This is a genomic window from Paenibacillus sp. lzh-N1, assembly GCF_002872435.1.
In the GTDB taxonomy this organism is placed as follows: Bacteria; Bacillota; Bacilli; order Paenibacillales; family Paenibacillaceae; genus Paenibacillus; species Paenibacillus polymyxa_C.
Genome location: NZ_CP025696.1, coordinates 5,459,530 through 5,484,214, shown reverse-complemented (window position 1 = coordinate 5,484,214; position 24,685 = coordinate 5,459,530). Strand labels below are relative to the sequence as shown.

Below are 24,685 nucleotides of genomic sequence, written 5' to 3'. Positions count from 1 at the left end.
GAAATTTAATATATAATGGAGAAGGTGTAAAAGTCGCCAGCTAATAAGGAATGCATGTATATGGAATAGCATAGAAGGAGTGAAGTATGTACCCTCCCAGGTCACAGAGAAATGAAGGTCGAAAGAGAGCAAGAAAACCCAAAATAGGCAAGGCATGGATCATTACGAATCTGGTCTTGCTGTTCATGATTGTAGGACTTTTCGGTTATTATTACATATTTGAACACGATAGTAGTGGTTCTCTTGCGGAAAACGCCAAGTATTCGCAAACTGAAAAGAACATCCAAACGGGGTCTGCTAATGATGAGAATTCTACTCCCTCAGGAAGTGAAGATGTTAATGAAACGAAGGACGCTACTGTTCCAGACACAAGCAGTCGTCCCGTAACAACGCCCGACACCAATACCTCCGAAGCCAGCTCTTCAGGAGAAAAATCATCTTCGGAGAAAGACGGGCAAGCACAGGAGGATTCGCCAAATAAGGATGTAAACAACGATGATGCACCCACCGAGAAGAGGGGAACGGAGGATGTCATAAAATCAAACACGGACGATGCGAATTCTCCAGCAGTTATCCTTCACTTCATAGGGGATGTGCAGTTCTCTGGTAAAGTTGAGCAGCGGTTGGAGCAGAACGGGTTTGATTTTCCATACCAATATCTCGGAAGTTTGTTTCATAAAGACGATCTGACGATTGCCAATCTGGAAACACCGGTGACTACTAATGGCGTCGGTGCGTTAAATAAAACGTATGTGTATAAATCTTCGCCTAAGGCGCTAACTGCAATGGCAGCGGCAGGGGTCGATGCTGTAAATTTGGCCAACAATCATATTTTGGATCAGGGGACAAGCGGATTACTGGATACCCTGAAATATTTGGATGAAAAGGGTATAGCCCATGCTGGAGCTGGACGCAATGCTAAAGAAGCGTATGCGCCGCATTATTTTGAACGTAACGGAATTAAAATTGCGTTGTTGGGGGCTACACGTGTCATGCCTGAAGCCAACTGGAATGCGAGTGCCAAACAGCCAGGTGTAGCAGGGGCTTATGATTCGACCGCTATCGTAAAGTCCATTCGTGAGGCACGAAATCAGGCTGATTTGGTGATTGTGGTTGCCCATTGGGGCAAGGAGCGGGCAACTACACTTGAACCCCATCAAACGGAGTTATCTCATGCTTTTATTGATGCTGGGGCCGATCTGGTCATTGGCGGGCATCCTCATGTGCTGCAAGGGATGGAGCAATATAAAGGCAAATGGATTGCATACAGCACAGGCAATTTTATTTTTTCTAAATCAACGGTGCCAGCCACTTGGGATACAGCGATATTTCAGGCCACCTGTACCCGAAACGGGGACTGTAAGATGAAGCTGACCCCTTACCGGACGGAGCTGGGTCAACCGATCCCATTGAAAGATGTGGAGGCCAGCAAAATTTTGCAGAAAGTAGCGGCACTGTCACCAAGTAATGTCTCGATAGGTGTAGATGGTACGGTAAGCGCTCAGTAGCAGTAAGAAAGAAATTGTCAATATAGACATGGACGGAACGATTGTATGAACGACTCCTTTGTGAATGGAGGTCATAACGAGATGGATCATTTGTGCGTGGCTCACCGCGGTTTCTCGGGAATTGCTCCCGAGAACACGATGGTAGCTTTTAAGCTTGCGCTGGAACAGCCTTTTGTGCACTGGATTGAACTGGATGTACAGCTGTCAAAGGACGGTGTTCCTGTGGTCTTTCATGATTTTACGCTGGAGCGGACGACAAACGGTACGGGACGAGTAAAGGATGCAGACTGGAAACAATTGCAACGACTCGATGCAGGTAGCTGGAAAAATGCACAATATCACGGGGAACCTATTCCTTCCCTCGCCCAAGTGCTTGACTTGTGCCAGGGGCGTGTATCGCTCAATATTGAGCTCAAAACTGCTGGTGATATGTATCCCGGACTAGAGAAAGCCGTCCTACGTGAAATTATAATGAGGGGGATGGAGGCTGAGGTGGTCTTGACCTCTTTTGAGCGTGCGGCATTGTGCCGAGCAAAAGAACTGGCACCCGAAATCCGTACTGGACTGATTATCGATGCCCGTCCAGACGATTTGGCAAAGCAATTAGAAAATCTGCAATGTTCTTTTTTATCTATTGGCTATCCACGGATAGACCGAAAGCTCTTGAAAGATCTGATCGGAAGGGGTATTACGGTCATGGCGTGGACGGTGGATGACCGGCGTATCATGCGGAGATTGTCCTCATTACATCCTGAATTGATGATTTGCACTAATTGGCCGGATCGCTGGGAGCAGGTTTTTTTGCTTTCTAAGTCCCGGATGTGGCACTATATACGTAAACTTATTCGTTAATCAATTGGACTACATACGCGGAAGGGTGACGGATCGTAATGAACGTAGAAATTCGTAATGTTTATTGTGTCGGACGCAATTATAAGTTGCATGCGGAGGAACTGGGGAATGAGGTTCCCACAGAGCCGATGATTTTCTTGAAGCCGTCTCATGCGGTTGTGCCGCTGGATGGTGCTACGCTGGAGCTTCCTCAAGGTAAGGGAGATATTCATTTTGAGACTGAACTGGTTGTCGCTGTAGGCCGTAACTACGAACCAGGCATGACCGCAGATGTGTGTCTGAACGCTTTTGCATTTGGCATTGATTTTACCCTGCGTGATGTACAAAGTACGCTCAAGAAAAAAGGCCACCCGTGGACTGCTGCCAAAGGCTTTAAATCGTCTGCACCTGTGACACCGTTCTTGCCTTTGGAGAGCTTGGACGTGCTGGAGCAGCAGGATTTTTCCTTATTCAAAAATGGACAAGAGGTGCAGCGTGGGCATGTCAAGGACATGATCTTTTCCATCCAGCACATCGTTGAATATATAGCGACTCAATATGGACTAGGTAAGGGAGATATTATTTTTACTGGCACTCCGGCGGGTGTAGGGCCTACAACGAGCGGGGACCACTTTGAGCTTTACTGGGGGAGTGAGCGTCAGGGAAGCTTCACCATCGGCTAAATCTACAGTGGCAATAATAAAGATACTTAAAAAAGTCTTGTGAAGGCCGTGTCCTGTGCGAAAGCATGGAGCACGGCTTTTATATAAGCGTACAGCATTGTACAATGATATACAGAACTACAAGCGAAAAACAGAGATTCATCTCAAATGCGGGGGTATATCATGGACTGGATCATCGGATTGCTTTCCGCTGCTGTGGTAGCGGGGGCTGCATTTTATAAAAAATCTTTAACCTTATCCGGCTTTGCTGCGGCTGTACTGATGGGAACTGTGTATTATGGGGCGGGCAACCTGTTTTGGTTTGGTACATTGCTCTTATTCTTTATCACGTCCACCCTATTGTCGAGGTTCAAAAAGGAACGCAAGGCTGAGCTCGAAAAATCGTATGCCAAAACAGGCAATCGGGATGCAGGGCAAGTATGGGCTAATGGGGGATTAGGCATGCTGCTATGCCTAGGTTATGCGATATGGCCTCATGTTGCCTGGCAACTGGCATTTGTCGGTGTTATGGCTACGGTCACCTCCGATACGTGGGCAACAGAATTTGGAAGCCTGAGTCGTAAGCCGCCTCGTTCGGTGCTTACCGGGAAGGTGCTGGCACCCGGAACCTCAGGAGGAGTATCTGTATTAGGAACGGCTGCGGCCTTGGCTGGTGGCATACTGATCGGTATTGGAGCATGGGGCTTTGGACACACCGTAGGAATGCCGGAATTGCCGTTATGGCTGTGGGCACTGATTGGGGGAATATCCGGCAGTGCCGGAGCTTTTGCTGATTCTTATCTTGGTGCTACGGTGCAATTGATGCGCTCCTGCCCAGTTTGCAAGCGGGAAGTAGAAGTAGACACACATTGTGGACAAACGACAGTTTATATGCGAGGCTGGCATTGGATGAGCAATGATCGGGTGAATAGTATTAGCTCTATTTTCGGAGGATTGGTCGCGCTTGCAGGCATTTTCTTTATACTCTGAACACGGGGCTGGAGATCGCTCTAGGGAATAACTGCGTGCTTCAATCATGGTTTCAGGAGGTGCAAAGATGGGTGAAATGCACGGAGATAAATATGAAGCTATTTTGAACGCTGCTTACACTGTCTTCGGCACCAAAGGCTTTTATGAAAGCAAAATTTCCGAAATTGCAGAACAAGCAGGTGTTGCTAAAGGCACGGTATACTTGTACTTTAAAAGTAAAGAGCAGCTATTTATAGCAGTCACACGTAGAGATTGCGAACAATACCTAGCCGAAATGCAAGACGCATTAGTCAATCGTACTTTGGGAGAGGGATTGCTGCGAATGGCGAGTTTGCATCTCCACTATTATTACAAACGCAAGCAGCATACTAAATTATTTTTTATGACTCCGAATAGTGATCCCGATCTCATAGAGTTTATGCGGGGATTTATTCAGGACTATACCGATCTGGTCAAAAATAAACTGGCGTCAGAGGGTGTATTGCAGCCCGAATTTCATGCGAAGGCATTCATTGGTATGATGGAACGCCTAAAAATGGATATTTTGTTGAATCAAGATTTCCGTGAATGTGACGTGGATCAGACGGCTGCATTGGCAGCTAATTTATTTATGCATGGCTGTGAAGCCGGAGTACAAAAATCCTGACATGTTGTCTTTGAAAACCGTACTGGCATTGTTCAGCTAACGGTTTTTTTTAATCATTGGCTGTGTCTGTGTTAAAATAGACAAGATGCATCACAAAATTGGGGAAGAGTAGGGAATCTGTAATGAATATTATGACCGTTGAACATATAACAAAAAGCTACGGCGAGAAAATGTTGTTCGAGGATGTTTCCTTTGGTATGGATGAGCGTGACAAAATAGGGGTTATTGGTGTAAATGGCACTGGAAAATCGACGTTTTTACGTGTGATTTCCGGCTTAGAGCCGCCAGATGAGGGTAATATTGCAGTGAACAACGATGTGCGAATTCAGTATCTGGCACAAAATCCGGAGTTTGATCCTGAAATGAAGGTACTCCAGCATATTTTTCATGGTAATCAGCCTGAAATGAAAGCAGTGCGTGAATATACGGAAACCATGGAGTTACTGGAGTTGAATCCGGGTAGCGAGGAGCTCCAAAACCGCCTGCTGCGAGCAAGCCAACAAATGGATACGTTCCAAGCATGGCAGCTGGAGAGCGAGGCCAAAAATATACTTACCCGACTGGGGATCACCCAGTTTGAGTCTCGAATGGGCGTTCTCTCCGGTGGTCAGCGTAAACGGGTTGCTTTGGCTGCGGCTTTGATCCAACCCTGTGAGCTGCTCATTTTGGACGAGCCTACCAACCATATTGATAATGATTCCGTTGCATGGTTGGAGCAATATTTGCAAAAAAGACGCGGTGCGTTATTAATGATCACGCATGATCGCTATTTTCTGGATAGAGTTGCTAATGTCATGTTAGAGCTGGATCATGGTCGCCTTTTCCGTTATGAGGCTAACTATACCCGTTTTCTGGAGCTGAAGGCAGAACGCGAGGAGCGGGAAGCGTCATCGGAACAAAAAAGGAAGAACCTGCTGCGTAATGAGCTGGCCTGGATTCGCCGAGGAGCAAAGGCACGTTCGACCAAGCAGAAAGCTCGTATTGACCGTTATGAGCAGCTCAGGGATCAGCAACCGGAAGCTCGTTCTGGATCTGTAGATATGTCCGTTGCCTCCACACGGCTGGGTAAAAAGATATTGGAGATCGAGGAGCTGTCCAAATCGGTAGATTCTCGTAAGCTGATTCAGGATTTGAGTTACATTGCGGTTCCTGGTGATCGTGTGGGCATCCTGGGACCTAACGGTAGTGGAAAATCCACTCTGCTCCAAATGATTGCCCAGCGTCTAGAACCAGATTCCGGCAGTGTTGTACTGGGACCGACTGTGAAGCTTGGTTATTTTACTCAAGAACATCAGGAAATGGACGAATCCTTGCGTGTCATTGAATATATTAAGGAAGAAGCCGAAGTGATTCGTACGGCAGACGGTTCGACGATTACAGCTGCGCAGATGCTGGAACGGTTTCTGTTTGCACCAAGCGCGCAATGGACGGTTATTTCTCGTTTATCGGGGGGCGAAAAACGTCGCTTGTATCTGCTGCGTGTCCTTATGTCCGCACCGAATGTACTATTGTTGGATGAACCGACAAATGATCTTGATATTCAGACTCTTTCCGTTTTGGAAGACTATCTGGATGAGTTCCCGGGCGTAGTTTTTATCGTTTCTCATGATCGTTATTTCCTGGATCGGACCGTGGACAAAATACTTGCTTTCGAAGGGAATGGGCAAGTACGTGTACATGTAGGCGACTATAGCGAGTATGCAGAATGGATCAGTAAAAATGCTCAATCTTCTGCGAATACGTCTGACTCGACGGGTACAGCTTCCTCGAATCGTTCTTCTACGCCTAAGTCTGCTGGTTCTTCCGATTCAGTCAAGGGGACAAGTAAACCCAAGCTTAAATTTACCTTTAAGGAACAGCGGGAATATGAGCAGATTGATGAGCTGATTGAACAAGCCGAACAGAAATTGGCCGATATTCAGCGACAGATGGAGGAATCTTTCAGCGATTCGGCACGGTTGCAGGAGCTCATGGCTGAGCAAGCGAAGGCCGAACAGCATCTAGAGTACCAAATGGAACGCTGGACCTATTTGAATGAGCTAGCCGAGCAAATTGAACAAAGTAAATCTTAAAAATAAAAGCAAGTCTCCATTTAGATGGAGGCTTGCTTTTTTGTAGAAATAGAAGTATGTGCACCTGTTTTCCATGCAGCATAAAATGGTTAAGCTGTTACGTAAGCCGCGAGCAGACGGGCAGTGTTCACTACGGCCTGCTTATGCGTGCGTTCCATTGCGTGAGAGGCGTGTACGCCAGGTCCGATCAGTGCAGCACGAATGTTATTGCCTGCTTTAAGCGCAGCCGAAGCGTCTGAGCCATAGTGTGGATAAATATCTACCGCATACGGAATATTCAGTTCCTTAGCCAGCTCAATCAGACGGGTTGTCATGTTGTAGTCGTAAGGACCTGAGGAGTCTTTGGCACAGATGGAAACGTCCGTTTCCTTGCAGCTTAGATCTTCACCTATGCAGCCCATGTCGACAGCAATCATCTCACTGATTCCATCGGGTATGTAAGCCGCTCCATGCCCCACTTCTTCATAGTTGGAAATGAGCAATTTAACAGTATGTCGAGGCTTCCAGCCTCCATGTACAGATGATTCTAATAAACCAAACAGTGCCGCTACGCTGGCTTTATCATCCAAGTGCCGCGACTTGATAAAGCCACTGGGCGTTACGACTGGGCGCGCATCGAACGAAATAAAATCGCCCACCGAAATACCGAGCTGAAGCACGTCTTCTTTCGACTCGACAAGCTCGTCAATCCGTACCTCCATATGGCTCTCCTTACGATCAAAGCTTCGTGCATCATCATAGACGTGCACGGATGGGTGGCTGGATAGAATAGTGCCCGTATAGGTTTGTCCGCTTCTGGTATGAATAAGGCAGTATTCGTTCTCAATGCTGTTCATCATGAAGCCACCCACAGATGTCAGGCGTAGGGTACCATGCGCTGTAATCGAACGTACCATTGCGCCCAATGTATCCACATGCGCGCTAAGCGCCACTGTACGGTCCGTTGCTTGACCTTCCAGAGTCAGGATAGCACCGCCTTTTGCATTCCATTCGAGGGGTACTCCTAGCTTTTCGGCTTCCTTACGAATCAGCTCCATTACATGATGTGTATATCCACTGGGACTAGGCGTGTTCAAAAGCTGATTTAAAAGGCTCATGATATAGTTTTCATTTAATTGAATTGTCATTTGTTGCTCCTCCTCATTTGGACAACCGATCAGGGTTAGAGGACGATTGCTCTATACCTGGGTCGGATGTAGACACCGTGCTGGAAGAACCAGTCGTGTTACTGGACACATTCGCATATGCTTCGACTGCCGATGTGTGCTCTTCTTGTAGTGTATGAAGCTGATTAGTCAGACGTTTAATCTCTCTCTGAAGCCTATATTGGCGGAAGATACCGAAAGAACCGACAATAAGTCCACCTAAAAGAGTGCAACCGAGAATAAGTAGAATCAAAGGGATGCTAACCCTACTAAACAGAAGGTTCACTTGAACCGAATTGACATTAATAACAGCAAAAACAGCTGTTAACAAAGCTATAACAAGTGCTGCGATCAAAGACCATTGTGTTTTCAAAATGCCACCTCCTTCCGTTACATTATAAAATCCCTTGTCCGCCATGGACAAGGGATTTATCCGTGCATCTTTTTAATGCGGGATTCTAAGTGTGCACGGTTTTACTTTCCTTCAGTTAGTTTTTCCATTTCCGTAATGACTTCCTCAAATACGCTCATTGCTTCGCGAATCGGCTGCGGTGAGGACATGTCAACGCCAGCTTTCTTCAAAATATTGATTGAATAATCACTGCCACCGCTCTTTAGGAAGCCTAAGTAACGGTCAACGGCTGGCTGGCCTTCTTCCAGAATCTGTTTCGAAAAACTGGTTGCTGCCGAGAAGCCGGTAGCATATTTGTAGACATAAAAGCTGTTATAAAAATGAGGGATTCGTGCCCATTCCATTTCTATGTCTTTGTCTACCTTCATGCCAGGTCCGTGATATTTCACATTCAGATCATAGTAAATCTCCGACAAAAGCTGCGGTGTAAGGGATTCTCCCTGTTCAGCACGCTCATGTACAATCTTCTCGAATTCCGCAAACATCGTTTGACGGAATACCGTTGTACGGAATTGGTCCGCATAATAGGTGAGGAGGTACATTTTCTCTTTTGGATCGGTAGATTTGTTCAGCAAATAATCCATCAGCAAGGCTTCATTAGTAGTGGAAGCCACTTCAGCCAGGAAAATAGTATATTGTGCATCCCGGTACTTCAATGCGTTGTCTGAATAGTACGAATGCAGCGCATGCCCCATTTCATGTGCAAGCGTGAACATGCTGTTCAGGTTATCTTTATGGTTCAGAAGCACATAAGGGTGGGTGCCATAAGCTCCCCAGCTATAGGCGCCTGTACGTTTATTTTCATTTTCATATACATCAATCCAGCGCTCATCATAGCCTTTTTGCAATGAAGCCAGATAGTCCTCGCCCAGAGGCTTAAGGCCTTCTTTGGTTTGCTTTTTGGCGTCCTCATACGTAATATCCATCTTATATTCGTCCACAAGCGGAGCAAATAAATCATACATATGTAGCTCATCCACACCTAGCAGCTTTTTACGCAGCTTGATATAACGGTGAAGCAGGGGCAAGCTTTCATGAATCGTATCAATAAGATTCGTATACACTTCCTTCGGAATATTGTCGCCGTATAGTGACATTTCCAGTACGGAAGGGTATTTGCGAACACGAGAATAAAAAATATTTTTGTTCACATTGGCACTCAATGTAGAAGCAATCGTATTTTTATTTTTCGCATATGTGTCATATACCGCTTTAAAAGCACGTTCACGTACTTCGCGGTGTGGACTTTCGAGAAATTGAATGTAGCTGCCATGAGTCAGCTCGACCTCTTTGCCATGCTCATCCTTGATTTTCGGAAACTTCAGATCCGCGTTATTGAGCATCCCAAAAATCGTTTGCGGGGCTTGAGCCAGATTGCCAACCTGAGCGAGCAGCGCTTCTTCTGTTTTGCCCAAAACATGTGCTTTTTCCCGCTTCATTTCTTGAAGTGTGAACTTATAATCCGAAAGCTTCGGATCTTCAATGAAGGCATCAAGCTGAGAATCTGGCAGCGCCAAAATTTCAGGTGTGACGAATGATAGGGACTCGCTGACTTCAACGCCTAGCTTTTTAGCTTTTTGCGAAAGACCTTGATATGTAGGTTCAGCCGTATCTTCATCATGATGAAGATGGGCATACACATATACACGCTCAGTTTTGAGCGACAGCTCATCTTCGAGTTTGAAGCAGTTGCCAATCGCTTCGGCTGAGTTGAGCTTGCCTTGAAATTGAGCAGCCTTTTTGGCCAATTGTTTGACTTCTTCGTATTCTTGATCCCATGCCTTGCGGTTGGGGAACAGGTCTTCCAGTTTCCATGTATTTTCCACTGGCGCATCAGCGCGTTTTACAATTTCACTCATGGAGAGCCTCCTCTGATCGAACGTAATGTGGGATAGGGCTGCGGCGGTAAGGGGCGGATGCCAAAACGAGGAAACCGCCACACTTACTGTAAGCAGCAGGGCAAGAGGTTTTACAGGATGCATGTAACGGCATATCCTCCTTATACCATGGCTTGTTATACCATAGTATGACCTTTTGCCCCTGAAAGTATAATTTTCCTTACTGTGGGTTGGAACCTATATTTAATAAGCTGTATACAATAAGATAAAAGGCAAGGCAAATCATGATTACGGCAGTGAGGGCCATCCACTTTTTGAGAGGAGCCGGTATCGTTTCACGCTTCATGATCAGCACTCCGCCCAGCGTGAAGGCCAGAATAATGAAGATGAGATAGCTGTTGGACACCATGAATAGGCTACACCTGTTTGAAAGCGTTCATGATCCGCTGCCACTCTTCCTCATTATCTTGAAAGGATTGCTTGGGAAAACGATTTTCAGCCCAATGCATAAGCGCAGGACGGCTCAAAAACGTGTGGGCTTCCTCGCCCCAATCATCAGATATTTCCCGCAAAACGATGTAACGGCCCTGCACCTCGACAGTCATCATATTCCACTTGTCTTTTTTGTATATTTCGTGTTTTTTCATCATATGCATGTCTCCGATTTTATAGATGTTTTGGTTCATGATACCGCAGTTTCCGCCGCAAAAGCAAATCATTCCAGACCGTAAAACCCGGAAAAACACCAATTGCAATGTGAAAAAGCATGAAGTATAATATGGATATTCGCCATAGATGGCGGTATTTTTAGGAGGTTGTTCACTTGAAAGGTACAGTTAAATGGTTTAACGCAGAAAAAGGTTATGGCTTCATTCAAGTTGAGGGTGGCGAGGATGTATTTGTACACTTCTCCGCAATCCAAGGCGACGGTTTTAAAACTTTGGAAGAAGGTCAAGAGGTTGAATTCGAAATTACTGAAGGCAACCGTGGACCACAAGCAGCTAACGTAATCAAACTGTAAGTGTAACTGAATTGTAAGAAATGTTCCGTTTTTACGGATGTCTTATATATTACGGTTAAACGATGAATTGAGAGCGCAGTTCCTTACATTTAAGGAGCTGCGCTTTTTTGCGTAAAAACGTTTGTGAAATGAGAAGATTGAGCTCGAATAGGGTATTATACGTAATAAAACTAAATATGAGTTATTGTAAGTTGAAAGGAGTTGAGAAAATGAGTGCAGCAGAGGCTAATCGTAATCCTTCCCTGATTGAAGGCCCCATTGCCAAAACACTGTTTATGTTCTCTTTGCCGATGCTGTTCGGAAATATTCTGCAATCCTTGAATGGAACGATTAATTCAATCTGGGTTGGAAAGTTTCTGGGAGAAGCTGCGTTGACTGCCGCTTCGAACGGAAATATTATAATGTTCTTTCTGATCAGCTCGATTTTTGGGGTCACTATGGCGGCCACTATTCTGATCGGACAAAATATCGGAGCGGGTGACATAGCGGAAACGAAGCGTGTAGTAGGTACAAGCGCTGTCTTTTTCCTGGTGCTCGCTTTTGCTATAGGTATTATTGGTTTTTTGGGCTCACCTTGGATTCTTCATGTGCTCAATACGCCTGCCGAATCAGTCGATATGGCGATCACCTATACACGCATTATTTTCGCGGGTATGCCCTTTTTGTACGGCTATAACTACATCATGACCGTAATGAGAGGGGCGGGAGATTCCAAAACACCATTTTATTTTCTGCTCGTTTCCGTCGTACTGGATGTATTACTTAACCCACTACTCATATTTGGATGGGGACCGATTCCTGCTATGGGCATCGGAGGCTCTGCCGCAGCTACCCTGATTGCTCAAGGGATCAGCTTTGTGTTGATTCTCATTTACCTATATCGTGTAAAATATTTTCTGCGCATTACATCTTCAGAGCTTCACTTACTTCGATTTGATTGGAAGATTATTTGGACTCTTATTCGTAAGGGAGTTCCGATGGGACTACAAATGATTGCTGTCTCTACCAGTGCGATTGCTTTAATGAATCTGATCAACGGTTACGGGACAGTCGCAGCGGCAGCCTATACAGCAGCTAACAATTTGTCCAGCTATGTGCAGATGCCGGCCATGGCATTAGGTGCAGCAGTATCTTCCTTCGCCGCTCAAAATATCGGAGCCGGACGCTGGGATCGAGTACGCAGGACAACCTGGATTGGGATTGTATATAATTTTGTATTGACTGGTGGGGCTGTGGTACTCATTTACGTGTTTAACCGTCAAGCCTTGCTGATGTTTCTCCCTTCTACGGGAGGGGCATTGGAACTGGGTATGCAGATTAATCTGATCACGTTGTGGTCTTTTATTATATTCGGTATTACCAATGTCATTACAGGCGTTGTTCGATCTACAGGCTCTGTAATGGTACCGCTTTTAATTACCATTATTTCATTATGGGGCATTCGTATACCTTTGGCCTATGCATTTGTCGATAAGTATGGTCTAGATGCTGTATGGTGGAGCTTTCCTGTTGGTTTTACGATCTCCGCCGTTGCAGTTATTTTCTACTACCTTTTCGGGAAATGGAAGCAGGCTAGCATGGGAGAGGGCAACCAAGTCATGAAGTTGGCAGAGGACAAGGGCTAGGTAGGACATTTCTACTATTTGCGATTAAAGTCTTATAAGGGTGAATCTTGTTAAACTCCTATTTTTGATTGATTCAATAGCACAGATACAAAGCGTTTTTGTGAGAAGAACTCATTTTTCTTGAAAATGAAAGAAAAAAGTGAGGTTGTTCATTTGTGCTAAAAGGTCGATCATATTATAATGAATATGGTTTGGATAGGTATAATTACGTAGACAACAATGTGGAGGCACCGTCATTTGAGTTATGTTGAGCAAGGACGTTATCAAGTACCGAGAGGCCCCATAGGTCTAATGAGCCGAATGTACAAGCACATTCTCCCTGAAACGAAACAAGAATTGAGTAACTGGAAGAGCAAGGCCGAACAGATTCCGGACCCTGAGCTGAGAAGCCAGGCGCTTGCGAGCATAGCAGAGAAGACGTTTCACTGCGTGGGGGGAGCGGTTTATGCTGCAGCCAATATGTCTGACCGGCAGACGCTAATTCCGTTGATTGTGGCGTACCAGACGATTAGCGATTATCTGGACAACCTGTGTGATCGCAGTACGTCGATGGACCCGGATGATTTTAGGTTGCTGCATCAGTCTATGCTGGATGCGGTTAATCCGGCGGCTAGGCCAGTGAATTATTATGAGTTGCGTCGTGAGCAGGAGGATGGCGGTTATTTGACCGGGCTGGTGACAACCTGTCAGTCTTGTGTAAGCAGGCTTCCGGGCTATGAGGCGGCAATGCCTTACGTTCAGGATTTGGCGCGATTATACACGGATTTGCAAGTATACAAGCATATTAAACCCGAGCTGCGGGAACAAGCGCTTTTGGACTGGTGGTCGATTCATAAGGACCGTACACCCGAGCTGCGCTGGAACGAGTTTGCTGCGGCTACTGGCTCAACCCTGGGGGTCTTTATGCTGTTTCTTGCTGCCAGCGACCGGCATCTCACAGATGCGGGGGCTGCCTCAATACATGCATCGTATTTTCCACATGTGTGCAGTCTTCATATTTTGCTGGATTATCTAATCGATCAAGACGAAGACCGGAAGGGCGGAGATCTTAACTTTTGCAATTATTATGAAGATGCCGACATGATGCTGGACCGGATCGCCTACGTTGTGAATCGGGCGCGGGCTGATATTGCAGATGTCCCTGCCAGCTCCTTTCACCGGATGATTATCGAGGGATTGCTGGCTTTATATTTATCCGACCCTAAAGTTAGTGAGCAGCAGGATGTTCGCGCTGTTTCGAGACGTTTAATGAAAAATAGTCCGCTCATGCGTTTGTTTTTCTTATTAAACAGTCGATGGATAAGAAGGCTTATATGATTATTTTGAGGAGGTCATAAATCATGACAGCAGTTAAGAAAATTGCAGTATTAACAAGTGGTGGAGATTCACAAGGGATGAACGCGGCAGTTCGCGCCGTTGTGCGTAGCGGATTGTATTTCGGACTGGAAGTATTCGGGATCCAACGCGGATATCAAGGTCTTTTGAACGACGATATTTTTCCAATGGACCTGAGAAGCGTCGGAGATATTATCCAACGTGGGGGTACTGTACTTCAATCTGCAAGATGCCTGGAATTTACGACTGAAGAAGGCCAGAAACGTGGCGCTGAAATTTTGCGTAATCGTGGAATTGACGGCGTAGTCGTAATTGGTGGCGACGGTTCTTACCAAGGAGCTAACAAGCTGACCAAGCAAGGCATTAAAACCATGTGTCTTCCAGGAACGATTGACAATGATATTTCCTTCACAGACTATACTATTGGTTTTGATACTGCGGTTAGTATTGTAGTGGACGCAATCAACAAGCTGCGTGATACGATGTCTTCCCATGAACGTTCTTCCATCGTGGAAGTTATGGGACGTCATTGTGGCGATATTGCTCTCCATGCAGGTCTGGCTTCCGGTGCAGAAACGATCTTGGTACCTGAGGTGGAATTTGATCTGAATGAAGTATCCGATCGAATGAAACAAAACTTCAAACATGGCAAACGCCACAGTATCATTATCGTTGCTGAGGGTGTAGGTAAAGGCGAAACAGTAGCAAAAGTAATCCAAGAAAATTGTCCGGATTATGAGCCTCGTGTTACAGTGCTTGGACACATTCAACGTGGAGGTACACCAACTGCGTTTGACCGTAACCTCGCAAGCCGTTTGGGTGACTTTGCTGTTCGTCAATTGATTGAGGGTGTATCTGACAAAGCTTGCGGAACGATCGACGGTAAGCTGGTAGCTACAGATATTGACAAGGTTGTAAATACCAAAAAAGATTTCAACATGGAGCTTTATGAGTTGGCTCTGCGTTTGTCCCAATAATAAGAACCTTTACGTTTAGTAGATCGGTTCTGATATGGGGAAAAATTAAAATTATGCGGATGACCTGAGTCATCCGCTATTTTTTTAGCATTGAATAGGGCCAGGAGGTAATCATGCATGTATTTATTCAAAATGGAAGTGGACAGCTCGGAAGGAGCTCTAACCGTCATTCTTGCTGCTGAGAATGAAGAACAGGCATTTGAGGAAATGGATCAACATGTGGAGAGGCACTTTTTATATCCCCCCGAGCTAAAGGAAGTGGCTATCGTAGAGAAAAAACGAATAACTGCAGGTACAGCATATGTCATCGAGACACGCAAAGACTAATTAGTCTCTGCGTGTTGTTTTTGTTGTGCAAAACGATGCTGCACTCTTACCAAACGCCAGAGAAGTAAAATAGCACCTACGGCCAGGCCTGTTATCAAGCCAATCCAATAGCCGTAAGGCCCCCATGTGGTCCAGCGTGCGAGTATATACCCTACAGGAAGCCCAATAACCCAATAGGACAGGAAGGTGAGTAAAAACGCCGGATTGACATCTTTATACCCACGTAGCGCACCTTGTGTTGGTGTAGCGACAGCATCAGAGATCTGAAAGAAAATCGCATAGATTAAAAAATGCTGGGCTAATTGAATGACCAGCAGGTCGGTAGAATAAAGCCGAGCGACCTGTTCACCCCAGATGAGCAGTACAATAGCTGTAATTAAGGATAAGCCCACTGCGCTGCTAATGCCCATTACACTATAAGTTTTGGCATCTCGTGGACGGGCAGCTCCTGTTTCATAGCCGACCAGAATCGTAAGTGCCATGCAAATACTGAGTGGAATCATATACAGCGTAGATGCAAAGTTCATGGCAGCCTGATGAGCGGCTATGGTAGCCGTGTTATAGCTGCTCATGAAGAGCGTGACAGCTGAAAAGACGGCAGTCTCAAAAAATATAGCAAATCCAATAGGTACTCCGATCTTGATAAGCTCTTTTAAAGCACCGGCCGCAATCCCGTATATTTTGCTAAAGATTCGGTATTCGGCAAATATTTGTCCATGATGAGCAGTAATACCAGCGACCAGCATAATAATCCAGTAGGTAGTAGCTGTTGCTACCCCGGAGCCTACACCCCCCAAACGCGGAAAACCCCAGTTACCATAAATAAGTAGATAGTTCAATAAAACATTGATGGGCAATGACATGAGCGTGATTAACATCGTAAAACGGGTTTGTCCCAATGCATCCATAAAGCTGCGAAGCACGGTATAGGCAAATAGAGGAACAACACCGAAGGCCATCGCACAAAGGTAGTACAGAGCCACATTATGAACTCTCAATTCCAGATTCATACTGTTTAATATAGGCTTTACCAAAATGATCCCGGCTATCAAGACGACGATGGATAGGGCGAGAGATAGCCAAAGAGCCTGAATGACATAGTAGGAGACCTTATCTTTACGCTGTGCTCCTAGCAATTGGGATACAATAGGGGTAATAGCCATCAGTATCCCATTAAGGCCTGTTTGTACAGGAACCCACAGGCTTACTCCGATAGCTACTCCAGCCAGATCAGCAGGGGAAAAGTGCCCCGACATATTAGTATCAAAAAAAGTCATGGCAGATAGTGCAAGCTGGGTAATCAGAATAGGAAGCAAAATGTAAAAAAGCTGCTTCCATTTCTGACCCATTGTTAGAGTCAATTGCATTTTTGTTTTCCTCATTTACTTGGGTTTATTATTTGTATATATCATAACATGTAAATTTTATTGTAAGGGATACTACAACAATTGAACAGCAATAAAAAAGACTGCATCCGTTCGTCAAACAACGGGGCAGTCTTCGATATATTTGATATAAGTTCTAAAATTCTTATACAAAAAGAAGTCCAGAGAAATAATTATTTATAAGTTACTCCGCTTGTATAACGGTTAGTGGCATTCCAGAGTAAATATTCGTCCACCTTCATGTCCTTAAGCGCGCGAATTTGGTCCTCGACTTGTGTTTTCCCATATTTGGCATAATGTCCGCTTCCTAACCAACTTGCGGTAAAATCCTGAATCCAAGGGCGAATAATTGGCTTTAGCTTGCCTGTAGGATTGAGTTTTTTGTGTGTATCGGCCATGGAGCCTTTGATCGTCTGATAGGGGTTTTTATCGGGGTCCTTTACACCGAACCAGCCTGTTGTGTAGTGACTTGGATAAACCATCGGTGAAATGACATCCACATTTTCAGAGATTTTAGTGAAATCCTGTCCGATTCCCTCGGCAGCAGGAACGGATGCGGCATATCCGAAAATATCTACCGATACCCTCACACCTAGTGGAGCAAGCTCTTTGCGGGCATATTGTACGAATTCAGCGACCGTATCCGAGCGGGATTGATCTGATTTGGTATATTTAAGTTTGTCTGCTCTTTTTTCAAAGCCCTCAGGAAAACGTACATAGTCAAATTGGATTTCCTTAAAACCGAGTTTTGCTGCTTCCTTGGCAATGGCGATATTATAATCCCATACTTCTTTATTATAGGGATTGACGAACCCATCTCCCTTACCGTTTTTCCAAACAGAGCCGTCAGCATTGCGGAAGGACATCTCAGGATTTTTGTTGGCCAGTACCGTATCTTTAAATACAACAATACGAGCAATCGGATAAACATTATGTTTTTTCAAACGGTCCATCAAGCCGGAAATATCCTTAATGAATTTTTGTGGCTTGCCCAATTTCAGAAGCTCGGGGTTGGTCGTTGGATAAGTGATGTAACCTGCATCGTCCTTAATATCGATAACCATGGAATTGAGCTCTGTCTTGTCCAGCAATTCGAGTAGCTGGTTCATACGTGAACCGCCTGCGCTATAGGCTGTGACATAGATGCCTTTAATCGCTGGCGTGGTCGGCTGTGGGTCAATTTTAACCGGCGGATTGGAGGCATCTACCTTTATATTACTATGTTGTGCCTGGATTATAGCGCTACTGATTGTCGTTGCCACTGTATCTTTTACATTTGGGACGTTGGCTGACGGGTCCCCATTTCCGCCTATTCCCATTGCGAATAGCATAATTGCCCAAATCATATTCATTTCCTAACTCTCTCCCTTATGTATGGCGCTTACCTGATTATACGTAAAGTTATGGATGGAAAAAACAACACGCTTGTAACCAATACTGGCATCATCAGGCATAGTCTTACATGATTAACCTAACTATCGCTCGATGAATCCGTAAATAGGCATAAATAATGCCGCTCTCTTCACGGTTGTGGATACAACCGGAAGAAGCGGCATTTGGCAAAAAAGATTTATTGAAGATAGTTATTGTCTTGGTGCTCACAAATACTGTACTGAATAATTTCAAGCGCATCCGTTGGCTTGAGTATGGACAACCCGTCTCGAAGCACAATCATCGAGTTTAGCTCATTCTTTTTGAGAGAAGGGAGCATTTCCGGGTACCATCTTAAGACAATGTCGGACAGTTTTACCGTTTCCATTTCCACAAAAATCACCCTTTCCTGCTCGGAATCATTCCAAAAGAATCATTCAATACGATTCGGAAAAGCAAAGTGCCTGTGAAATAGCAGGTAAAGCTGGTCTTTATATACTATGGGAACAGCGCACATATAGTGTACCACAAAAGCTTCATTTTGACACTTGGGTTTGTGCTTATCTTCGGCGAAATGAACCCATTACTCCAACCGTTTCCACAATATTGACAAAAGCAGAAGGGTCTACTTCCCTAATAATACGTTTTAATTCAACAAGTTCGTAGCGTGTCGTAACAGTCATCAGCATGTCCTTTTCGGTATGTGAAAATGCACCTTCAATTTTTATTTTGCTGACACCTCGAGGCGTGGTCAACATTCGGCTAAGTAGCTTGTCAGTGTGCTCTGTAATGATGTAGACGGTGATCTTCGTATGACTTACATAGATTTGATCCAACACTTTACCAGTCACAAAAATGGATAACATGGAAGCCAGTGCAATATTCCAATCATCGTTCAAATATCCTGCTGCGAGAATGACCAGTCCATTCAAGCCTACAAGTACAGTTCCGACGGGGAAGTCCCGATAAGTGGTAACGATGGAACCGATAATGTCAAAACCGCCTGTAGACCCTCCTACCCGAAAGGAAATTCCCGCTCCAATGCCTACCATGACCCCTCCAAAGACAGAGGCCAGCAGGGGATCAGACACAACAGAATGTACGGGTACCCAAGCCAAAATCCACGTGGTAACGATAACCGACAGAATGCTCAGACTAATAAAACGCTTGCCTAAAATAAACCAGCCTGCAATAAGCATCGGGATATTAATGATAAAATACATGGTGCTGATATCGAATTTTGTGAAATAGCCAATTAGCATGGAAAGTCCGGCTACTCCCCCGCTCAGCAAGTGATGTGGGACGAGAAACAGATTAAAACCGCATGCTATGGCAGCGGCTCCAAGAATAACAGTTAAGCAGTTTAACACTATTTTTAACAACTTTTTTTCACCTCATTTTAATTATACAGAAAGCAACTTACTGGTATTCATGAATTGTTCTGTGCTATAATGCGATGTGGATATTCTTGAGTAGGGACCTATGTCCAGAGAAACACTTAAAATTTAAACTGTTTTAAAAAGGGTAAATTCGTTTAAGATGTATCGGATAGGGTTCCCCAAATTCATTACAAAAAGATGCAGTTATAGAGTTAAATAAACTGTCACTGTATTGGGGAAAACTTATACAATAATATCGCTACTTAAGAATACAGACAACATTGTGGATTGTCCACCACATCCACCATTATGAAGGAGTTTGAATAAATTTGACGACATTTGCAGAATTTGATCTTGAACCGAAAGTAATTCAGGCGATTACGGAGCTGGGGTTCGAAGAAGCAACACCTATTCAATCCAAATCCATCCCGATTGCATTGCAAGGGAAAGACATGATTGGTCAAGCCCAAACAGGTACTGGTAAAACTGCTGCGTTTGGTATTCCGATGATCAATAAAATTTCTAAAAACGATGAAAAAATCAGAGCCCTGATTATGGCTCCAACACGTGAGCTTGCTATTCAAGTGGCTGAAGAAATCGAAAAACTCTCCCGCTTTAAAGGTCTTCGCACTTTGCCGATCTATGGTGGACAAGATATCGTACGCCAGATTCGCGCTTTGAAAAAGAAACCTCAAATTATTATTGGTACACCAGGACGTTTGCTCGATCACATTAATCGTAAAACCATTAAGCTAGAAGACGTAAACACCGTTGTTTTGGATGAAGCAGATGAAATGCTGGATATGGGCTTCATGGAAGATATTCAGTCCATTCTGAAGCAGGTTCCGGACGAGCGTCAAACGATGCTGTTCTCGGCTACAATGCCTCCTAACATTAAAAGATTGGCTGAGCAATTCCTTAAAGATCCTGAGCATGTATCCGTTATTCCTAAACAAGTTAGCGCTCCGCTGATTGATCAGGCCTATATTGAAGTTCCTGAGCGTCAAAAATTCGAAGCATTAAGCCGTTTGATCGATATGGAATCCCCAGAACTTGCTATCGTATTCGGTCGCACTAAGCGCCGGGTAGACGAGCTGGCTGAAGCTCTGCAAAAACGTGGTTATTCCGCAGATGGTTTGCATGGTGACTTGTCTCAAAATCAGCGTGATGCTGTTATGCGTAAATTCCGTGACGGAAGTATTGACGTGCTCGTAGCGACTGACGTTGCTGCCCGTGGTTTGGACGTTTCCGGCGTAACTCACGTTGTGAACTTTGACCTCCCGCAAGATCCGGAGAGCTATGTTCACCGTATCGGACGTACTGGACGTGCAGGTAAAGAAGGGGAAGCTTGGTCATTCGTAACGCCTCGTGAAATTGACCATTTGCACTTCATTGAACGTGTAACTCGTCACCGCATTCCACGTAAGCCTCTTCCAACGTTGGCAGAAGCTCTGGAAGGCAAACAACGTATCATCGCAGAACGCCTTCTAGAAGTTGTAGAAAAAGGCGAGCTGAACGAGTACAAAGGTTTGGCTATTCAAATGCTGGAGCAATATGACTCTGTTCAACTCCTCTCCGCAGCTCTGAAGCTGATGACTGGTGAGAAGAGAGAGGCATCTATTGAGTTGACTCCAGAAGATCCGATCCGTGCAAAACGTCGTAAACCTGACGTGCGTTCTGGCGGACGCAAGCCTTCCAACTATAGTGGACGCAGCAACGGTGGGTATAATTCCAACCGTGGCGGTAGCGGCAGTAAAGGTGGCTACGGTGGTTACAACCGTGGCAAAGAAGGCGGTGGCTACAACCGTGATTCCGGAAGCCGCTATAGTGGAGATCGCAAACCACGCCCGAGCAGCAATGGCGAAACTCGCCGTCCTGCAAGACGTGAAGATTCCTCTTCTGAATAATAAGAAATAAATGAATAAAAAGTCGAAGCTAATGTTAGCTTCGGCTTTTTTTGATCAGTATGTATGAAATTTATGGGATCAGCTTTAATGGACCACGTATGGATTTCACTGGCGCTTTAGGGCTGAAATACGGTATGATATAGTCAAGAGCCGGAATTAACAGGCATAGCAACATAAGTCTTGGAACTGCCAAGGCTTGCGGAGGGAGAGACTAACATTGGAATTTAAAGGAGCTATGGGGGGGATTTACCGCCTAACCGAGTGGATTACCCGGCTGGCGGCTAGCAATTTGTTGTGGGTGTTATGTTCATCGCCTTTTGTATTCTGCCTCATACTGAAATTACTTGTTATGAATCAGAATCTGGCGAATGAATCGTTACAAATGAACTGGGCGATGGCGATTTTGGCACCGCTTACTTTATTTCCAGCAACATCGGCTTTGTTCGCAGTGGTTCGCAAATGGGTGATGGGCGATACCGATACAGGCGTGTTTCGTACCTTCTTTAAAGGATATAAAGAGAACTATAAGCAGAGTCTGATCGGGGGTATCTTTTACACGCTATTGTTTGTCGTTATGTATGTGGATTACACTGTATATATGACACAGCTCAGCAACTTGCAAATCGTGGGCGTCATCATGCTGATCCTCATTATTATTTTGCTTGTGTCTATGTTTAACTTCTTTTCGATGGTAGTTCACTATCATATGTCTACCGGACAAATTATTAAGAATGCAGTTTTATTGACGCTGATTCGACCATTCCGTGTATTTTCCACCATGCTCGGCAGCGCCGTTGTTATATACATTGGAGTTAAATATCCCGTGCTTTTCTTATTTTTCATCGGCAGTGTAGTTGCCTGGTTCGCTTTTTTTAATTTTTACGGAACCTTCCTCAAAATGCAGGATCAAATGGAGAAGATGAAACAGAAAGACGAGGAAAAGGCAAGCATGGAAGACAAAAAAAGTGATAACCTCTAAAAATAAAACATATTTCTCCTAGCATTTACTTTTTGAGTGAGAAGCGCTATAATAAGGTCACATCCTGCGATGCACGTTACGGTCATTTGTTGTTTTGAACCAATGACAATGTCTAGGGAGATCTATACGAATGAATAGCTGAAAAGCCCTGTCAATTGCTGACAAGGGGACTTCAAAAGTTTATTCTGCGGTCACCCACCTGCTAAAGCAGGTTCAGAAGACGCTATGGTCGGACGGCATCGGCGGGTACTCCATAATGTAATGAACACACTCTGGTACTGCTTATGCAGAAACAGGGTGTTTTTTGTATGCAACAATGTTAAACTAAGACATGAGATACTAAGGTCGCATACCAAAGACATGATCGGACTCATTTTCGGTTGTTTATCGTATTTTATAAAGCGCTTGCAGCAGAGGAAGCCGATGTGTCGTATGATTAGGTAGCGATTATCGTGAAGGAGGAAATGTCTTGTCGTTGAAGAGGACTCTGGTAGGGATTGTGCGCAGCCAAGAAGGTACAAGCGACCGGGTCAAGGACCCCCAAATGAAGACACGCTATTATAACTTATCGAGAGACAAGGCTTGGGAAGAAGTATCATCTATCATGAAAAAGATTCCTGGCTACAAGGTACTCCATGAGGTAGCATCCGTAGGTGAGATTACGTTGGAGAAGCGAACGGCGTTCGGCAGAACCGTCGACATTACCGTTTCAATTTTATCTGTCTCGCCAGTTCGAAGTGCGGTGGATATTTATTCTGCTTCACGCGGATCGTTAGGGGACTTGGGTGCGAATTACCGCATTATTTTGCAACTGTTCGCTATGATCGACAAGAAGCTGTCCGCTTATAAGGTCGTACAGTAATAGCAGGTTGGGAGTAGTGATGTGGTAGACAAACATCAAAAAAGCGAGGAAGGCCATCCTTCACTCGCTTTTTTAATATTCGATCTTGATTTAGACGAGTTTTTTTACGGCTGCGATCGCCTGGTCATAGTCAGGATGCTCGGCCATCTCGCTCAAGTATTCTACGTAAGCGATTTTGTCATTTTGATCAATGACAAAAATAGCTCTATGATCCAAATGGAATTCCTTAATGAATACACCATAAGCTTCACCAAAGGAATGATCCTTATAGTCAGACAGTGTCAATACGCGATCGATACCAGCCGCACCGCACCAACGAGCTTGGGCGAAAGGCAGATCCACGCTAACCGTCAGGACCACAACTTGGTCCCCCAAGGAATCTGCTTCCTGGTTGAAACGTCGAGTCTGTGCGTCACACACGCCTGTATCTAGAGAAGGGACAACGCTAATCAGTTTGACTTTACCTGCAAAGTCTTGAAGCGTAGCTGCTTCCAATAAGTCTTTCTGTAATTTGAAATCAGGCGCCTGATCTCCAATTTTCAGTTCAGGACCTATGAGAGTCAAAGGATTGCCTTTAAAAGTAGCAACTCCTGTACGTTCTTGTGCCATATGTAATAGCCTCCTTTGGTTTTTGGCATTGGTTATCGTTGCCGAAATCTATTATAATCTTTTATAAAAGACATTGTCCAATTTGAATAAGGTGGAGACACCCCATGAAGGAAGGATTGCCTTGATTTTTTTACGTTATGAGAACTGGAAAAGTTATTTGCGGTTTTACCCGGTAACCTGTCTGATTTTGCTTATCAATATTGTGATGTTTATTGTACTGACCGTGCAAGGTGGATCAGAAAATAGTTTGACGCTGATCCGGTATGGGGCTTTGATTAATGAGGCGCCATTCACTGACCAGCTGTGGCGGTATGTGTCAGCTATGTTTTTACATGCAGGGTTTGATCATCTTTTGTTTAATTCCTTTGCAATACTTGTATTCGCTCCTCCGCTGGAGCGTTTGCTCGGGTCCTTAAGATATGTGTTGTTGTATCTGGTCACGGGTGTTGTAGGGAACATACTGTCCATTGCGCATTACAACATGGTGGCAGAAACGACAGTCTCTGTAGGAGCCTCAGGAGCGATTTATGGGATCTATGGGGCGTTTCTGTACGTTGCCTTGTTCCAACGTTCCTTGATGGATGATGCTTCGCGCAAAACGCTGTACACGCTGCTTGGGTTTGGTATTCTGTTTTCTTTTGCTGTAGCGAACATTAACTGGACCGCTCACTTTGGGGGCTTGCTCAGTGGGTTCTTCATGTATGGATTATTGATTAGATTGACTGGTCAACGCAAACGTCACTAAAGACAGCTTTATCGTAAGTTATCTGGGTAAGAAAGAGGATGATGTTCGATGAACATCTT

The 24,685-nt window shown here is 44.8% G+C and carries 25 protein-coding genes and 1 other RNA gene; 16 read left to right on the top strand and 10 right to left on the bottom strand.

Going from position 1 to position 24,685, the window contains the following annotated elements:
- Nucleotides 1–86: 86 nt before the first annotated feature.
- The 6 genes from C0638_RS24290 to C0638_RS24265 all read left to right on the top strand — a co-directional run bounded on the left by C0638_RS24290 (nt 87) and on the right by C0638_RS24265 (nt 6,709).
- Nucleotides 87–1,508 carry a CapA family protein gene (locus tag C0638_RS24290; protein ID WP_058711185.1) on the top strand — a complete coding sequence of 474 codons (1,422 nt, stop codon included), beginning with the start codon at nt 87–89 and terminating at the stop codon, nt 1,506–1,508.
- Nucleotides 1,509–1,589: 81 nt separating this feature from the next.
- Nucleotides 1,590–2,360: a glycerophosphodiester phosphodiesterase gene (locus C0638_RS24285; protein ID WP_058711186.1), complete on the top strand. Its 771-nt coding sequence runs from the start codon at nt 1,590–1,592 to the stop codon at nt 2,358–2,360.
- 38 nt (nt 2,361–2,398) lie between these two features.
- Nucleotides 2,399–3,022, top strand: a complete 624-nt coding sequence (locus C0638_RS24280) for a fumarylacetoacetate hydrolase family protein (RefSeq protein WP_040101665.1) — start codon at nt 2,399–2,401, stop codon at nt 3,020–3,022.
- A 162-nt stretch (nt 3,023–3,184) separates the two neighbouring features.
- Nucleotides 3,185–3,991, top strand: coding sequence for a DUF92 domain-containing protein (locus tag C0638_RS24275; protein ID WP_040101664.1), 807 nt, complete (start codon nt 3,185–3,187; stop codon nt 3,989–3,991).
- A 67-nt stretch (nt 3,992–4,058) separates the two neighbouring features.
- Nucleotides 4,059–4,637 carry a TetR/AcrR family transcriptional regulator gene (locus tag C0638_RS24270; protein ID WP_058711187.1) on the top strand — a complete coding sequence of 193 codons (579 nt, stop codon included), beginning with the start codon at nt 4,059–4,061 and terminating at the stop codon, nt 4,635–4,637.
- Between the two features lie 122 nt (nt 4,638–4,759).
- The gene (locus C0638_RS24265) at nt 4,760–6,709 is read left to right on the top strand and encodes an ABC-F family ATP-binding cassette domain-containing protein (protein WP_058711188.1); all 1,950 of its coding nucleotides are present in this window, start codon (nt 4,760–4,762) and stop codon (nt 6,707–6,709) included.
- 89 nt (nt 6,710–6,798) lie between these two features.
- Here C0638_RS24265 and C0638_RS24260 read toward each other — a convergent pair whose 3' ends face one another.
- The 5 genes from C0638_RS24260 to C0638_RS24240 form a co-directional block, all read right to left on the bottom strand.
- A complete protein-coding gene (locus C0638_RS24260) occupies nt 6,799–7,836 on the bottom strand; it encodes a M42 family metallopeptidase (RefSeq protein WP_040101662.1) in 1,038 nt (345 codons plus the stop codon).
- Nucleotides 7,837–7,849: 13 nt separating this feature from the next.
- The gene (locus C0638_RS24255; protein ID WP_040101661.1) at nt 7,850–8,272 is read right to left on the bottom strand and encodes a LapA family protein; all 423 of its coding nucleotides are present in this window, start codon (nt 8,270–8,272) and stop codon (nt 7,850–7,852) included.
- A 56-nt stretch (nt 8,273–8,328) separates the two neighbouring features.
- Nucleotides 8,329–10,125, bottom strand: a complete 1,797-nt coding sequence (pepF, locus tag C0638_RS24250; protein ID WP_013370480.1) for an oligoendopeptidase F — start codon at nt 10,123–10,125, stop codon at nt 8,329–8,331.
- 199 nt (nt 10,126–10,324) lie between these two features.
- Nucleotides 10,325–10,513 carry a hypothetical protein gene (locus C0638_RS24245; RefSeq protein WP_013370481.1) on the bottom strand — a complete coding sequence of 63 codons (189 nt, stop codon included), beginning with the start codon at nt 10,511–10,513 and terminating at the stop codon, nt 10,325–10,327.
- 7 nt (nt 10,514–10,520) lie between these two features.
- Nucleotides 10,521–10,754: a hypothetical protein gene (locus C0638_RS24240; protein WP_014599632.1), complete on the bottom strand. Its 234-nt coding sequence runs from the start codon at nt 10,752–10,754 to the stop codon at nt 10,521–10,523.
- A 173-nt stretch (nt 10,755–10,927) separates the two neighbouring features.
- Here C0638_RS24240 and C0638_RS24235 point away from each other — a divergent pair, with 173 nt between their 5' ends.
- The 5 genes from C0638_RS24235 to C0638_RS24215 all read left to right on the top strand — a co-directional run bounded on the left by C0638_RS24235 (nt 10,928) and on the right by C0638_RS24215 (nt 15,389).
- Complete coding sequence (locus C0638_RS24235) at nt 10,928–11,125, top strand: cold shock domain-containing protein (protein WP_013370483.1); 198 nt, start codon at nt 10,928–10,930, stop codon at nt 11,123–11,125.
- Between the two features lie 209 nt (nt 11,126–11,334).
- Complete coding sequence (locus C0638_RS24230; RefSeq protein ID WP_058710358.1) at nt 11,335–12,750, top strand: MATE family efflux transporter; 1,416 nt, start codon at nt 11,335–11,337, stop codon at nt 12,748–12,750.
- A gap of 237 nt (nt 12,751–12,987) precedes the next feature.
- A complete protein-coding gene (locus C0638_RS24225; protein WP_014599633.1) occupies nt 12,988–14,067 on the top strand; it encodes a tetraprenyl-beta-curcumene synthase family protein in 1,080 nt (359 codons plus the stop codon).
- Nucleotides 14,068–14,090: 23 nt separating this feature from the next.
- A complete protein-coding gene (gene pfkA / locus C0638_RS24220) occupies nt 14,091–15,062 on the top strand; it encodes a 6-phosphofructokinase (protein ID WP_013370486.1) in 972 nt (323 codons plus the stop codon).
- Nucleotides 15,063–15,179: 117 nt separating this feature from the next.
- Entirely contained in the window at nt 15,180–15,389 is a 210-nt protein-coding gene (locus tag C0638_RS24215) for a DUF3906 family protein (protein WP_040101660.1), read from the top strand.
- Here the strand turns inward: C0638_RS24215 and C0638_RS24210 are convergent.
- The 4 genes from C0638_RS24210 to C0638_RS24195 form a co-directional block, all read right to left on the bottom strand.
- Nucleotides 15,386–16,756, bottom strand: a complete 1,371-nt coding sequence (locus C0638_RS24210) for an MATE family efflux transporter (protein WP_058710357.1) — start codon at nt 16,754–16,756, stop codon at nt 15,386–15,388. The two genes, C0638_RS24215 and C0638_RS24210, sit on opposite strands and share 4 nt — an antisense overlap.
- Nucleotides 16,757–16,947: 191 nt before the next feature.
- The gene (locus C0638_RS24205) at nt 16,948–18,126 is read right to left on the bottom strand and encodes a putative glycoside hydrolase (RefSeq protein WP_058710356.1); all 1,179 of its coding nucleotides are present in this window, start codon (nt 18,124–18,126) and stop codon (nt 16,948–16,950) included.
- A 218-nt stretch (nt 18,127–18,344) separates the two neighbouring features.
- Nucleotides 18,345–18,533, bottom strand: a complete 189-nt coding sequence (locus tag C0638_RS24200; protein ID WP_014599634.1) for a hypothetical protein — start codon at nt 18,531–18,533, stop codon at nt 18,345–18,347.
- 172 nt (nt 18,534–18,705) lie between these two features.
- Complete coding sequence (locus C0638_RS24195) at nt 18,706–19,527, bottom strand: YitT family protein (protein ID WP_058710355.1); 822 nt, start codon at nt 19,525–19,527, stop codon at nt 18,706–18,708.
- Between the two features lie 326 nt (nt 19,528–19,853).
- Here C0638_RS24195 and C0638_RS24190 point away from each other — a divergent pair, with 326 nt between their 5' ends.
- The 4 genes from C0638_RS24190 (at nt 19,854) to C0638_RS24175 (ending at nt 23,272) form a co-directional block, all read left to right on the top strand.
- Nucleotides 19,854–21,431, top strand: coding sequence for a degradosome RNA helicase CshA (locus C0638_RS24190; RefSeq protein ID WP_013370492.1), 1,578 nt, complete (start codon nt 19,854–19,856; stop codon nt 21,429–21,431).
- 217 nt (nt 21,432–21,648) lie between these two features.
- Entirely contained in the window at nt 21,649–22,410 is a 762-nt protein-coding gene (locus C0638_RS24185) for a YesL family protein (RefSeq protein WP_013370493.1), read from the top strand.
- A gap of 58 nt (nt 22,411–22,468) precedes the next feature.
- A non-coding RNA gene (ssrS, locus tag C0638_RS24180) (6S RNA) lies at nt 22,469–22,663 on the top strand.
- A 216-nt stretch (nt 22,664–22,879) separates the two neighbouring features.
- The gene (locus C0638_RS24175) at nt 22,880–23,272 is read left to right on the top strand and encodes a DUF1499 domain-containing protein (RefSeq protein WP_025676970.1); all 393 of its coding nucleotides are present in this window, start codon (nt 22,880–22,882) and stop codon (nt 23,270–23,272) included.
- A 90-nt stretch (nt 23,273–23,362) separates the two neighbouring features.
- Here C0638_RS24175 and tpx read toward each other — a convergent pair whose 3' ends face one another.
- The gene (tpx, locus tag C0638_RS24170; protein ID WP_013370495.1) at nt 23,363–23,881 is read right to left on the bottom strand and encodes a thiol peroxidase; all 519 of its coding nucleotides are present in this window, start codon (nt 23,879–23,881) and stop codon (nt 23,363–23,365) included.
- Between the two features lie 121 nt (nt 23,882–24,002).
- Here tpx and C0638_RS24165 point away from each other — a divergent pair, with 121 nt between their 5' ends.
- Nucleotides 24,003–24,626, top strand: coding sequence for a rhomboid family intramembrane serine protease (locus tag C0638_RS24165; protein ID WP_013370496.1), 624 nt, complete (start codon nt 24,003–24,005; stop codon nt 24,624–24,626).
- Nucleotides 24,627–24,685: the final 59 nt, after the last annotated feature.

Excerpts from the sequence above, each read along its gene's own strand:
- C0638_RS24290 (WP_058711185.1), top strand. The coding sequence starts at position 87 with ATGTACCCTCCCAGGTCACAGAGAAATGAAGGTCGAAAGAGAGCAAGA.
- C0638_RS24285 (WP_058711186.1), top strand. The coding sequence starts at position 1,590 with ATGGATCATTTGTGCGTGGCTCACCGCGGTTTCTCGGGAATTGCTCCC.
- C0638_RS24280 (WP_040101665.1), top strand. The coding sequence starts at position 2,399 with ATGAACGTAGAAATTCGTAATGTTTATTGTGTCGGACGCAATTATAAG.
- C0638_RS24275 (WP_040101664.1), top strand. The coding sequence starts at position 3,185 with ATGGACTGGATCATCGGATTGCTTTCCGCTGCTGTGGTAGCGGGGGCT.
- C0638_RS24270 (WP_058711187.1), top strand. The coding sequence starts at position 4,059 with ATGGGTGAAATGCACGGAGATAAATATGAAGCTATTTTGAACGCTGCT.
- C0638_RS24265 (WP_058711188.1), top strand. The coding sequence starts at position 4,760 with ATGAATATTATGACCGTTGAACATATAACAAAAAGCTACGGCGAGAAA.
- C0638_RS24260 (WP_040101662.1), bottom strand. The coding sequence starts at position 7,836 with ATGACAATTCAATTAAATGAAAACTATATCATGAGCCTTTTAAATCAG.
- C0638_RS24255 (WP_040101661.1), bottom strand. The coding sequence starts at position 8,272 with ATGGCGGACAAGGGATTTTATAATGTAACGGAAGGAGGTGGCATTTTG.
- pepF (WP_013370480.1), bottom strand. The coding sequence starts at position 10,125 with ATGAGTGAAATTGTAAAACGCGCTGATGCGCCAGTGGAAAATACATGG.
- C0638_RS24245 (WP_013370481.1), bottom strand. The coding sequence starts at position 10,513 with ATGGTGTCCAACAGCTATCTCATCTTCATTATTCTGGCCTTCACGCTG.
- C0638_RS24240 (WP_014599632.1), bottom strand. The coding sequence starts at position 10,754 with ATGATGAAAAAACACGAAATATACAAAAAAGACAAGTGGAATATGATG.
- C0638_RS24230 (WP_058710358.1), top strand. The coding sequence starts at position 11,335 with ATGAGTGCAGCAGAGGCTAATCGTAATCCTTCCCTGATTGAAGGCCCC.
- pfkA (WP_013370486.1), top strand. The coding sequence starts at position 14,091 with ATGACAGCAGTTAAGAAAATTGCAGTATTAACAAGTGGTGGAGATTCA.
- C0638_RS24215 (WP_040101660.1), top strand. The coding sequence starts at position 15,180 with ATGTATTTATTCAAAATGGAAGTGGACAGCTCGGAAGGAGCTCTAACC.
- C0638_RS24210 (WP_058710357.1), bottom strand. The coding sequence starts at position 16,756 with ATGCAATTGACTCTAACAATGGGTCAGAAATGGAAGCAGCTTTTTTAC.
- C0638_RS24205 (WP_058710356.1), bottom strand. The coding sequence starts at position 18,126 with ATGAATATGATTTGGGCAATTATGCTATTCGCAATGGGAATAGGCGGA.
- C0638_RS24200 (WP_014599634.1), bottom strand. The coding sequence starts at position 18,533 with ATGGAAACGGTAAAACTGTCCGACATTGTCTTAAGATGGTACCCGGAA.
- tpx (WP_013370495.1), bottom strand. The coding sequence starts at position 23,881 with ATGGCACAAGAACGTACAGGAGTTGCTACTTTTAAAGGCAATCCTTTG.